Raw genomic sequence first — 12,670 nt, forward strand, 5'->3', positions numbered from 1 at the left:
GCTTTGGTCGTTGGGAGTCGGTGTGCAAACACCATCGCTCCCTGCCTCAGCGGTAATGGATAACCTTGGTGGTAGCTGCACCTCTAGTTTCCGCAAAGTCAATCTAACGTTCGAGCGATCTCAGTAAGGTTTAGATACCTCAGCTTTTTCAGAACATCACTGATTACTGCGCTTCGCTGGGGCTGTAGGCCCGAAGCTTAAAACTTAAAATATTATAGTTCGCTCGATATCTGCTTCAGGGCTCCTGAAGCTCTTTGCCTTAACTCGCAACATAAAAATTATTACAGACATGCACGAAGAAACTAGTCCTGCGACTTCTTTAGATGAGAGAAAACTCTCCATCGAAATGGCAAAGCTTGAGCTTGAACAGAGAAAACTGAAGCTTGAGGAAACCAAGACAGCTGTAGCTATCAAAAGCTATCGGATTGACTTGGCGGCCAAACTCGCAATTCCAGTCGCAGTACTCATTCTGGCAGCGGCGACCTACAGCACGAACTCCAGTAACAACGACGCACGCATGGTGTTAGAAGTCGATAAACAGAAAAAAGATTTCAGCCAGAAGCAGGAAGAACTCTTCATCAAGCGCAGCGATGTCGAGCGCAATAGGATGGAAAGCAAGGCCAGATTCATACAGAACAATCGGGCCCTTATTTTCGACCCCGCTCCAGAGTCTGTACAGAAAGTCACATTGCTCGCGAAGGCTATGTTTTCGAAAGAAGACTTAGATGACATTCTTGAAAAAGTGAGCGCGTTCAGGATCGATACTCCACCTCGCCAAGTTGAGGCCGATAAGCCCTCACCGTTAAAAGCCGCAGCTGAGTACATTGCGACCGGTAAACGCTTTACCCAGAAAGGTAACTACGCGCAGGCCTTAGTCAACTTCGAGATGGCAACCCTGCTGAACACTTCAGATGCAATGGCCTGGAACTACAAGGCTTATGCGGAAATGCGGACTGAACGTAATGATGCGGCGCTCAAAAGCATCAGTACGGCCATTAACTTGCAACCTGTTGAAAGCGGCGACGTGCAGACGATTGTGATCAATGCGACGAAAATTTTGTGCTCCCTTGGACGAACTGAAGACGCCCGGTCGTACATCAACAAGAGCCTTGCAATCGTGCCTCAGGTGGTTGAAAAGCTCCGTGGTGATCGTGATTTCGCCACACGCTGCAATTTCACATTCAGCAGTTAATCGCCCTGACTTGATCTAGTCTTGTCTTTCATGGGGCTCGTTCACCCACTGGTAATGCTTTCCATAACTGGCTACTGACACTTGTCGCGTGCGTGTGCAAAGCGCAATGAGCTCAGCACCTGGTAGGCCTCAAGGGCAGTTGAGCGGGTAGACCCAGTTCAAGTCTTTCAGTGCTCGATACATTCTTGCTCATTGCTCAGCAGCGCTGAGAACCTTAGCCCGAAATGGAAAATAATTGACCGGTATCACTCCACACTTTCAATGTCTGAAGTGCTACCTGGTCGGCACGTGTTTACAAAGCTCGCCAGCAAAAAACTAACAGCCAAGGAGGATTCACTCGCACCCTGCCTGAGCTCAATGGTCACGTTAGGCGTCAGTCCTAGTAAAGAACTGGCCACTGCACGCGCTCCAGGCGCACCTTAAGCTCGGCACCGTAGTTCGGCTCAATCTGAGAGGCAAAGTGTAGTGGTCAACTAATCCCGGACACGACGTTAAGTTTTTTCTCGGCCTGAGCCGGTGGCAGCCCACCATTAAATTGGTGCGGTCGAATCCAGTTGTACCGGTGCATCAAAAAATGGCTGATATCCCGCTGAGCTTGTTGGGCCGTCGTGTAGCCCATGGTCGGTATCCACTCGGTTTTCAGGCTCCTGAACACCCGCTCCATCGGCGCATATCCCAACAATTTCCTCGCCGGCTCATGCTCTGACGCATGCGATATCGCCAAAGGCGCTGGCGAAAACTCCGACTTCCATATTGCGAGCCTTGGTCGGAGTGGAACAGCAGACCTTGAGGCTTCCCTCGCTGCTCGTAAGCCATGTCCAAGGCCTTGATGACCAAGTCCGCATCCGGCTTTCCCGACAACGCCCAGCCCACAACACGGCGGGCAAAAAGATCTAGGACAACCGCCAGATACTGCCATTTCCTTTGAGCCCAGATGTAAGTGATATCGCCACACCAGACGTGGTCAGGAGTGGGCACATCAAACTCCCGGTTCAAAATATTAGGAATGTCGGGCCGCTCGACCGTCGCCTTTTTGTAAGCATGCGATCCCGGTTGTTTGCTGACCAACTCCAGCTCGCGCATCAGGCTGCGCACTTTGAATCGCCCGATCTGCTCGCCGTCGTCCTGCATCATGGCCATGATGCTACGGCTACCGGGAGCACTGCGGCCTTGGGTGAACAACTCGTTCACCCGACTGCGCAATCGAAGGCGTTCTACTTCCGGTGTGCGGCGCCTGAGACGCCGAGCGTAGTAGCACGAGCGGGTCACTTCAAACACCTTGCACAGCCAATCAACCGGCTCGTGGATGCTCAACTGGTCAATCAGCGCGAACGCTCGAGATCTTCCGACATCAAGAGCGCGGTAGCCTTTTTTAAGATCGATTTTTCCCGCTCAAGGCGAGCAATTCGGGCTTCCAGATCTTGGATTTTCTGCTGCTCCGGGGTCAGCGCTTTGCTCTGCGGGGTGACGCCCGTGCGTTCTTGTTGCACCTGGTCGACCCATCGGCGCAAAGCCGACTCCCCGACACCAAGCGAGCGGCTGGCCTCAATGAAGCTGTAATCCTGCTTGAGAACGAGCTCGGCAGCCTCGCGTTTGAATTCAGGGGAAAAGGTACGGCGTTGTTTGGTCATCTGACACCTCGTTCTGGCGAGCATTCTCGCCTAAATGGGTGTCCGGTTTCATTAGACCACTACACCGCCACCCTTTACCGAGGAGGGAAACGTGTGTCAAAGGCTCCGGCAGAGACAGACGTTGGCTATCCAGTATTCGCTTTTTCCAGTTTTGGCTAGTTGAACGTGGGTGAATTATTTACACATGCTAAACCTTGGTTCGATACCCACCGACATCGACTCACTGGTACAACCAAGGCCCCAGTTCATCCAGATTCGCAACGACAATTTGTTGCGCCATGGGTTTTGCATGCACCTTGGTTGCGTCGATCTGATAGCGATGAAGAACGTACTGAACCATGGCTCCGCGAGTCTGAATTATGAGTTTTCCGTCTTCCATTCCGTAGTCCGCTTCAATGATCGCGCGCTGTCCTGGCTTTAGTCGTGAATCTGGCTCGATGATGACCGTCGCCGGCGTTGTCCACCCTGGATCGAGCGTGCGGGAGTGCTCTGTATAGTCATCCATCAGTTCCGGTACGCCTCTGAAACGACTCAACACAAAATCGCGATAGTCCGCATTCTTCGCAGTAGGCTCGAACATGCCAACGCATGCCGGTATGAATCAGCGTGTGGGGCGCTATGAGGCGGGTCTCGCCTTCTGGTGACCGGAAAGACGCGTATTCGCACTCAAGCCGTTGACCTTCTCGACAAGCCTTCAGTAGCGGTCGGAGCACCTCGGGACGTATGGAACGATCCGGAACATCGAGCACATCAATGTGAGCGTAGGCAAGAGCCAGCCCCTCGATATGCGGAGCTCGCTCATGGTTCTGACTAAGCAGATGAAGATATGCCGTGGCGCTGTTTTCAATGAATAGTGGCTTGAAGTGTTTGCTAGGTACGTACCCTTTCAGGTGTTTGTCATACTCCAGATTTTTTGGCGCATGCTCATCGATGTAGGTGTTGATGTCCTTCGACGCTTGCTGTCGACTGATGCCAAAACTCTGAATCAGATGATTGGTCGTCAAACGTCCCTCCCACCACGCGACTGTCTCGATCAACCTATACCTCAACGCCAGATCCCAGCGCACCGATTCAATTGACTTTCCGCGTTTCATATCGGCCTCCATCTGCCTGAAAAGTTTACCTGTATGCGTAAACACTATGGATGTGTCGAGTATATCTACATATTGTCCAACCGAGAGCAAGCGCCATGAAACCGAATTGGTGCTGAATTTAAGCGGCTGCCGTGTGAGAAATCCGCTGTACTGCTACAGACTTGGTTTTTGCCAGAGAGGCGTCCGATGTCGCAACTAGTCAAAATCGTGCTGATCGATTCGCTTTGTGCGGGAGCGAAAGCTGAGCTCGTCATGGAAGGGAACACCAGCGTCACCGGTGAAAATGGCATCGGTAAGTCATCGTTCATCAAGCTGATTCCAGTCTTCTACGGCGCATCTCCAGGGCGCTTGGTCAAAGCAGGCACCAACCGCGAGAGCTTTGCGAACTGGTACCTCCCGCGGTCATCCAGCTTTATCGTTTTCGAATACATCAACTACGCTGGCGCCGCCCGGTGCGCGATCATGCACCGTAGCGGGGAAGGTTATTCGTACCGTCTCGTTTCAAGCCCCTGGAGCCCTGAGCTCCTGTATCGCGACTACGAAGCAGGCCAACTGGTGCTACCCGGCGAGCTGTATGGCCATCTCGCACAAAAAGGTGTTTCCTGCTCACCTGAGCTGCAGCCGTATCATTACCGGCAAATCATCCAGTTCAACAGCGGGACAGCCCATCTCGAAAAAATCGCAGATGCTGGCAAACGTAAGTTGATCGTAAGTCTGCGTATGAGCTTCTCGCTGGCGCCGAAACGCAAGGATTTCAATGGAATTGACTATGTGACGCTGGCGCTCCTGGAGAGCGGGGGCACCTTCGATACCATGAAGGCGACTATGGCCGAGATTCTTCAGCAGGAAAATGCGGATCCTAGCCGCACCCTGATGATGCTCAACGCGCAACCATTCAGGAATGTGGTCGACAACCGCGCTGGTTACGAGCTAATGGAATCGCTCAAGCCGGACATTTATCAAATGAACCTCCAATGCCATGAGTTCCGTGCTGTTGTTCGACAGATGGGTACTCAAAAACGTCGGGTTTTAATGCTCGAAGATCAGCTTAGAGAACGTCAGAACGCTCTTGTCATCGCTTTGGCTGGCCTATCCGAGGAAGACGAACAGCTTCAGATCTCGAGTAGAGAGAGAATGAGTGGCCTAAATGGCCAAAAAGGTGAAGTTAACACTGAGCTGGCAGAGCAGGAAGCATGGCTCCAAAGGTTTGAAAACAAGCGTGCCGAGTACCAACAAAATCGCACCCAACAGCTTTCAGAGCAATTTGATCAACTACCCGAGATACGAGCTCAGCTGAATCTCAAGCAGGAACACTTGATCAAACTCAATCGCCAAGGAGCAGATATTCGTAGTGTTTATCAAGAGCTCGAGGCTGCGGCGAGAGAGGTCGCCTCGGACGGCAGGGATGTTGCCTTCTCTAGGCATACCTCGGCATCGCAAGTTATTCAGAGACGACAAAAGGAACTGCTGGCGACTCAGGAAAAGCTGCTCGAAGAAACTCGAACAGCCCACGAGACTGAGCTTGCAATGCATCTGCAGGAACAGTTGCAGGCGACAAGCACCCATGCTCGCGAGGTTGCATTCGCCGAACAGCTTAAAACCATCAGCGTTCTGCCGGCCGCGCAACGTGAACTGGATCAGGCTCAGCGTGACATTGATGACCAGATGATGGTGGTCGCCGAGTTTCAGAAACACTTCAATGCTATTTCGGCAGAAATCGAGGGCTTTTCGCAGGAGCGACTGGTACGCGCTGCAGAATTCAGCGGCTTGCAGCAACGGAGGAACGCGCTCACCGGAGATCGCGAAAGCCTCAAGGAACAACTCAAGGCAGGCGCGGAGACCCTGCTTGGTTTTCTCCGTCGCCATCATCCTACCTGGACGGAGAATATTGCTCGACTCATCCCGGTAGATACGCTGATGCGCACGGATCTAAATCCGGCACTTCTCGAGGGGGTTGAGCAAAGCCTTTATGGCGTTGAGATTAACCTTGAGGTGCTCCCTCAAGCTGCGGTTGCAAGCACCCAGACCCTTGAAGCCGAGATTGCCTCACTGACTGCGCAAATCCAATCGCTCAGCTCGGAAATGGATGCGGTAGGGAAACAGCAGCGCAGCGTGGAAGAACGGCTCCGCCAGCACGGGCTGAAGGTGTCTGCAGCTCAGAAGGACTTGAGCAATGCATGCCTCGAGTTGGAAACATTGAAAGGGGATCACTCCGGGCTCATTGATCGAGCCCGCGAAGAGGTAATCCAGGAGCTTGCGCTGCAAGAAGCCCGCGTCTCGGAAGCGAACATTCGCCTCGAACGACTAAACCATCAGCTAGAAAACGTGAAAGAAAGGCACAGGCGCGAAGTTAGCGACATACAAGCTGATGGTGAAGCAGGCCAGATGCTGCTGGCTGGGGAGCTGAATCAAGCTGACCTGGAGCTGAATACCACACGAGAGCGCATCGATAAAACGCTAACGGCGGCGTTGCAACAAGCACAAATTGACTTGGCAGCACAGCTACTGGCTGCTGGAGTTGATGACACTGAGAGCAAACGGCTCAACTTGGAGATTGATGAGTTAACAGGGAAGGTCAAGAATCTTCTCGCACATGAATCAATGATCGATAGCTACCGCCTCTGGGTGAGAGAAGCTGTGCCAGCGGTATCCGACCGCAAGGCCACTCTGGCAAGGACGAAGGCCGAGCTCGATCGGATCAATCGCTCCATCGATCAGTGGCAACGGGAAGTGCAGACTGCGCAAAAAGTGATCAGCGAACGCAGGAAGGTTCTAGTAATCCAGGGTCATGAGGATGATCTGGAATTGGGAGCCGTTACGCGTGTCCTCCGCGAGCTCACTCAAATCGACGCAGCCACAGAGGGTCAGCTCAGCTTGACAGTTAAAGCGTCTGACATTGAGGATGAAGTAGGTAAGCTTAAGCGCCGGAGAGCCGATTGTCAGCGGAAGGGTACGGAGCTTTATCGAGAAGTTCACAAACGCTTCCAGCGAGATCGTCTGGCCCACACACCACAGGGCGCTGCGATCGAACAGATCATAAATCATGCCGCGAACGCTACTTATGAACTTGAGCTCGCATGGTTAGAAGCCGCTCCGAACCTGCAGGAATACATTGAAATCTCGCATCCAGATCAGAAGACGAAGCTGATCATCCAAGCCAAAAACCTGTCAGACGAGCTCTGCGATAGTCGCTCAAAACTGCAGCAATTGCACCGAAGCATTTTGAAGCTAGGTCGTGACGCAACGGCAAAAGCGAGCGAGGTGCTCGGTTCCTTTGCGCAGATTCGCCAGTTCGAATTCAAGGTCTCATCACGCATTCACAACATGTCGTTCTGGGATGACCTGACGAACTACGAGCAGCAATACAAGCGGTGGGATGCGATGGGTGGCGAATACCTTCCAACAGAAGGTTTCATGGAAGCGCTGCGCACCATCGAGCGACAGATTGAAGAAGGGGCGTTCACCTCCAAGCTGTCGGACTGCTTCGACGTGAACGTTACATGTAATGACCAGGGCAGAGTAAAGGTAGCGACGAACAACGCCGAGCTTATTCACCTCAGCAGCACTGGGCTCACCAAGATCATCGTCGCCATGATCTACGTCTCGCTGTTTGAACTGCTACGGAATGAGGCAGATTTCCAGATGTCTATCCCGATCGACGAGGCCCTGGAGCTCTCGCCAGAAAACTATGTAGCTTTGGTCAATTACTTCAATGAGCGCGGGCTTTCCATGCTCGCGTGCTTCCCGGGAGGAGCTCCGGAGCTGCTGCGGCAATTCAATAATCGATACAGCCTCGAGCGGAGGGCCGATACCGACTCAATCGTAGTCAAGGAATACGGCATCCAAGAAGTGGACGAGCTTGATGATCTGAATGATGCGCTTGGAAATGACGACGGGGAGGGTGCACTGTGAGCCCATTGAGAGATGTTCTACATAAGCTTCTGTCCGGCAGCTTCATCTGCCAGTACACCTACCCAGAGCTGCACCGACAGATGCGCGATGCTGACTTTGCGGAAGCGGTTGAGAACGCGCTTGCCCCGTTAGGGCGGAAATTGGCGACTCTCGGCGAGCCTGAGGCTCCGGACACGTTCTTTGCACGGTACGTAGATCTCACTGAAGCGGTCGACCGAGATGCAGCCACGGCTCAGCTGGTCGAACTGCGTGATCAGCTCAGACCCTGTCTCGAGTTCATCCGGCTGATCAATCGCGCAGGCCGGAGTGAGACCTGCCTAGCCCCGGGTGACACGATTTCCTTCGCCGACATGCTCGATTCGATCGAGAATCACGTGACCTACCGTACGCAGCTTTGGGATTTGAGTGGATACGACTTCTTCAGTAAATCCAAAAGCGGAAAGGACAACAAGGACAGGCTGAGCTTGGTGCTACGTGCTTTGGCTGATGCGGGCTACCTAGTCAAGCGCAGCTGCGAATCCGCTAACTATGTAGCCACAGGCAAAATGGGCTACGTACACACGATCCTTGCATGGATAGCCGAATACAACTCGCTCAGTCTTGACGTGGGCACGAGTGATCAACCTGGGGGCGAGCAACAGGGAGGGCTCGATTTGTGAAAGAGGCAGACTGGACAGAGTTGGGCGAAGCGCTGATGCGGAATGCGCCATTCTTGGAAGCATTGGCGATTGCAGACGAGGATGGGATCGCACTGCCCGAACGAAGGACTAAGGGTGTTTCCTACCTCATGTCCAAGGGACTGATCGAAGAGGATGATGAGCTCTACTACCTCAGTGGTTTGCTGCTGGATGTAGGCGCGCAGATTTCACTTCAAGGGTTCGAACGTGTCGCTCCTGACTTGCAGGAATCCCTCATTGCCATTCAGCAGCACTGTGAGGCCTACCATGATGCCAAGGCTGCCGACTTATCTAGTGATGCCGAACGACACCTCAAGCGTTTGACGCACAGCTGCCGCCAGGTCATGAACCATCTGCGGAATGAGCAAGCCCAGACTCGTGCGTTTATTGAGGGTGGATACGGCTTTTCACCACGCCTCAGGGATCGGCTGCGTGACATCAACAACGCAATCAATCGCCTTAAGCGCCTGCATGACAAGCTGGGGCTGTTCACTCATGTTGGCCTAGCAGGCCTCGCGCGCAGCGATCGCTCTTTGCGACGCGTTCTCCTTGAGAGTCTTCTCGGCGCGGTATCGCGAAACCGCCTTGCTTTGGATGAAATGATAGGGCGTCTTGATCGACTCAGCCTAGCGGTGCGCAAGCGTAACCACATGCGCCAGGTTGCTCACGCAGTCGATGTATTTCTCCAAGCAGGAAATCCTATCGACCTCGAGCCTCTTTTTGCCCGAAAAGACGCTGCCTCCTGGGCTCCAGCAGTCAAGATGGAGCTGATTGGCAGCGTGTACTGTGACGTCGAGGCGGGAGAGAGCCTTGAAGAGCTTGAATTGCTGATCGCTTCACTCCCAGCTACTAAAACCCGGCGCATAACGGAGCCGCCCAAGCCACGTGAGTCGAAACCTGTTGTACCCAAAGACGAACCGACGAAAGTGCTAGAGAAGCCATTCGCTCGTGATCACCTAGAATGCATGCTCAAGTGCTTGATTGACACTAAGGAGCCCCAGTCTGCTGTGGCGTATTGGCAGGCACATGGAGCCCCGGGAATATCCATGAGCATTTGGCTCTATGCCCTAGATGGCTACGTACGCCTGCAGTCTGCTGTGAGCAAGGTACGTCACAAGCCACTCAACTATCGATTGAACCCGGTTTACGCACCATTCCTGAGAGCATCAGCTAACCGACTTGTACTTGATCTGATTTTAGAGCGAGCAGGGCGGCTATGAGCATTTTCACCACTAGGAGATCGATTACACCCATCGTAAAAGCGATCCGGCAACACGCTACAAAGGTACAACTGAACGCGACTTGGAGCCGCCTCCACTCGGACTACGGTATCGGCACGAAGTTTGGGAGCAGTTCTTTGGCGCTGAGCGAGGGCGACCTGCATACCCTCAGGGTGATGCTGCAGCGGGACGCTGGAATTGATGCGTTGCACCAAAGTTTGGGTGAGCTGGAAGGAGACCGCATCGACACTGCGAAGAAATCCCGTAATGAAAAGCTGGCCCGCTTGAGGACGGCAGATCGAGTCGTCATGGTCGCATCGCTATCTGGTCAGCTGGAGCTGGCTTCAGGAATCTATCGCCACCCTATTGGCGGAAGCCTGAACGTCCCCGCTGAGGAGTTACATGGTTCAGAGAGAGTGCTGCTGGTGGAGAATCTGGCAGTCATGTTTGCGATTCACGAGTACCGCTGGCCGGATGAGGTAAAGCGCTTACCCATGCTTTTCCGTGGAAGCCCTCAGAACACGGCTGCGGCTGTTACGAAGGCCCTGGCCGGTGTAACTGATGTCATATGCTTCCCTGATTACGACCCTCAAGGGTGGATGAACACCCTGACGATAAAAGCTCGAGGGATTGTGGTACCAACAATGGATGCGATCGAATGCATCATTGCGGAAGAATGGGACAAGCCACAGGACTACGAAAGGCAGCACGTCGCAAGAGAATGGTTGAGGAGGATTGAACTGCCGCAAGTGGAAGATCTGCTGACCAGAGAGCTGGCAATATCGCAGGAATCTATGGCGGGGATGGGCTTGGAGGTACTCGACCTCTGTTCTTAGAAGATCTGACCGATACCTCATAGCATCTCGCGCTGGTACGCATTGGCACGTTTGAAGCTAAAGACGTTTAGCCACGATCGCGTAAACCTAGGCGCTTGACTGAGTGTGCACGCTCCTGATCGTGTGAGTGATAATACGTGTTCTGAGTCGTTGCCAGGTTGGAATGCCGAAGATCACTCTGCAAGTCTTTGGCGTTACGAAACGGCGCATCAAACGTTGCAGAGGTATGGCGCAGCCAGTGCGACGAAGCTACCCGAGTGAGTTTTTGGCACAGGATAAGTGGGCTGAACGCCTTTATTCACAAGGCCTCCAGAGCGACGATCACTATTTTTGTCCTCGTTTCGCAACGGTAACAGATATCAAGTTGAGAAACGAAAGGCTGCTTGCATTGGCAACGCACCTCTAGCATGGCACATTATTTAACATAATATACATTATGCGTAGCAGTAGATTCTGACTTTGGGTGGGTGGTACGCTTCTTTTAGAACCAGTGGCGTCTGTTGATGTGTTCGCTGCAATACACACATCTTCTCGCTACGCTCGCATCTGCTGCAATCCAATCCATCAAGGTTCCATCCATGGGCACGTCAGTCGTACCGAGTTGTTTGTTTGCTGCGATTGATGCGGTTTATCTGCCGGCTGGCTTGAAATGCTCGGAAGATATTTCTCCTGACGTTGAGGCTAGAGAGTATGGCGGTTGTCGATTCATGCTGGGTACTCGCCAGGTTGTGTTCCGTGTCGCCAAAACCACGCCGACCAAGATTGGTCAGTTCGTGACGCTGTGGAAACGACCCTGTGCAACGAGTGTGATTACTCCGCTGGATAGCAACGATAATATCGACTTCGTTGTGATCCACGCGACTGGCACCGAACAAAGTGGTCAGTTTGTATTTGACCGTGCAACGTTGCTGTCCCATGGCGTGATGTCCATAAATGGCGTCGGTGGCAAGCGTGCTTTACGTGTGTATCCGCCCTGGAGCCGACCTATTGCCAAGCAAGCGTTACAGACTCAGCGGTGGCAACTCCAGCATTTCGTGACAGTTGAACCCTCAGACCAGACTTCGTTACAGCACATAAAATCGTTGTTCAGGTCCTCGTTAAAGTGAGCGTATACCCTACTCCAGCCCCCTCTCTCATGACTGCTATTAATAACTCAACTAAATAGCCATTTAGTTGAGTTATTAATATACTCCTTCATTCCTTCCTCCCACTCTACAACTAAGAAAGGTCTGAAGTAGCCAGAAATTTACGCGTAAGTTTCAACTTTCGCCTTTTGCAAACCCGAATAACATCCGTGGCGAGTCCACTAGCAGCGCACGCATAAGCTCCGTCGAGCACTCCAGTGCTTGAAGTTGATCGATCACCGTATCGAAACCGACGCCTTCTTCATGTTGCGTATGCGGCCAGTCGCTGCCCCACACCAAACGGCGACGGCCGAAGCTCTGCTCCAGCAGCGGTAACGCCATCCGGGCAAACTCGAAGTTCTGTTGTGGCGTACCTTCCAGTCGATAGATACCGGACACCTTCATCCACACTTGCCCGCTCAGCCCCAGTTCCAGCACCTCGGAAAAACCTGGCTGATCAAGGCCAAAACGCGCGTCCGGACGCCCCAAGTGATCGATGACGAGTTTGATCCCAAACGGCATCAGCTGACGAATCAGTTTCGGTAAATCCTCCACCTGGCGGTGCAACTCCACGTGCCAGTCCAGTTCAGCGATGTGGCCGAAGAAGTCCTTCCAGGCAGCGTCGTGAAAGTCAGGCAAGGCTTTGCCCATGAGGTTCAAGCGAATGCCGACCACGCCCAGCCGAGCCATGTCGTTCAACATGACGCGGCTAACACCTCGCTCCAGCACCACCACCCCTCTCAATCGTTCCGGCACCTGCCTCAGCGCCGCCAGCAGGTAGTTATTGTCGGTGCCGAGAAAACTCGGCTGCACCAATACACCATGACTCAGGCCATGGGCTTGCAAGTGCTTCAGATACTGCGCAAGTGTGGCGTCGTAGCCAGGGGTATAGCGTCGTGCAGCGGCCAGGTTCAGCTCGCGGCTGAACACATGAGCGTGGGAGTCGATGCCGGTGATCGGCGCAGGACAGGTATCAGGCATGGA

Annotated in this window: 7 protein-coding genes and 3 pseudogenes; 6 read left to right on the forward strand and 4 right to left on the reverse strand. The window is 53.3% G+C overall.

The features are described from left to right. The first annotated feature begins 289 nt into the window (after window positions 1-289). Window positions 290-1,192, forward strand: coding sequence for a tetratricopeptide repeat protein (locus tag LQ249_RS15595; protein WP_232565602.1), 903 nt, complete (start codon window positions 290-292; stop codon window positions 1,190-1,192). 469 nt (window positions 1,193-1,661) lie between these two features. Here the strand turns inward: LQ249_RS15595 and LQ249_RS15600 are convergent. Together LQ249_RS15600 and LQ249_RS15605 are read right to left on the reverse strand one after the other, a co-directional pair. After that, a pseudogene (locus LQ249_RS15600) lies at window positions 1,662-2,823 on the reverse strand (IS3 family transposase). 220 nt (window positions 2,824-3,043) lie between these two features. Continuing rightward, window positions 3,044-3,917: pseudogene (locus tag LQ249_RS15605) on the reverse strand (helix-turn-helix transcriptional regulator). 186 nt (window positions 3,918-4,103) lie between these two features. On the opposite strand from LQ249_RS15605, the gene LQ249_RS15610 reads away from it, so the two are divergent. Genes LQ249_RS15610 through LQ249_RS15625 form a run of 4 tightly spaced genes read left to right on the forward strand, consistent with a single transcriptional unit; the run spans window position 4,104 to window position 10,562 of the window. After that, window positions 4,104-7,829, forward strand: a complete 3,726-nt coding sequence (locus tag LQ249_RS15610) for an ATP-binding protein (RefSeq protein WP_232565603.1) — start codon at window positions 4,104-4,106, stop codon at window positions 7,827-7,829. Then, the gene (locus LQ249_RS15615) at window positions 7,826-8,488 is read left to right on the forward strand and encodes a hypothetical protein (protein WP_232565604.1); all 663 of its coding nucleotides are present in this window, start codon (window positions 7,826-7,828) and stop codon (window positions 8,486-8,488) included. Before LQ249_RS15610 ends, LQ249_RS15615 begins: the two co-directional genes overlap by 4 nt. Beyond that, entirely contained in the window at window positions 8,485-9,726 is a 1,242-nt protein-coding gene (locus LQ249_RS15620) for a hypothetical protein (protein WP_232565605.1), read from the forward strand. Before LQ249_RS15615 ends, LQ249_RS15620 begins: the two co-directional genes overlap by 4 nt. After that, window positions 9,723-10,562, forward strand: a complete 840-nt coding sequence (locus tag LQ249_RS15625; protein ID WP_232565606.1) for a DUF7281 domain-containing protein — start codon at window positions 9,723-9,725, stop codon at window positions 10,560-10,562. The genes LQ249_RS15620 and LQ249_RS15625 overlap by 4 nt, the downstream gene beginning before the upstream one ends. 67 nt (window positions 10,563-10,629) lie before the next feature. On the opposite strand, the pseudogene LQ249_RS15630 reads toward LQ249_RS15625, so the two are convergent. Further along, a pseudogene (locus LQ249_RS15630) lies at window positions 10,630-10,818 on the reverse strand (site-specific integrase); the annotation flags it as partial. Between the two features lie 247 nt (window positions 10,819-11,065). On the opposite strand from LQ249_RS15630, the gene LQ249_RS15635 reads away from it, so the two are divergent. Next, window positions 11,066-11,668, forward strand: a complete 603-nt coding sequence (locus LQ249_RS15635; protein WP_232565607.1) for a MepB family protein — start codon at window positions 11,066-11,068, stop codon at window positions 11,666-11,668. Between the two features lie 153 nt (window positions 11,669-11,821). On the opposite strand, the gene LQ249_RS15640 is transcribed toward LQ249_RS15635, so the two are convergent. After that, window positions 11,822-12,667 (reverse strand): amidohydrolase family protein, encoded by an 846-nt coding sequence (locus tag LQ249_RS15640; RefSeq protein WP_232565608.1) that lies wholly within the window; start codon window positions 12,665-12,667, stop codon window positions 11,822-11,824. Window positions 12,668-12,670 lie beyond the last annotated feature (3 nt).

Source organism: Pseudomonas sp. 7-41 (assembly GCF_021233075.1).
GTDB classification, from domain to species: Bacteria; Pseudomonadota; Gammaproteobacteria; order Pseudomonadales; family Pseudomonadaceae; genus Aquipseudomonas; species Aquipseudomonas veronii.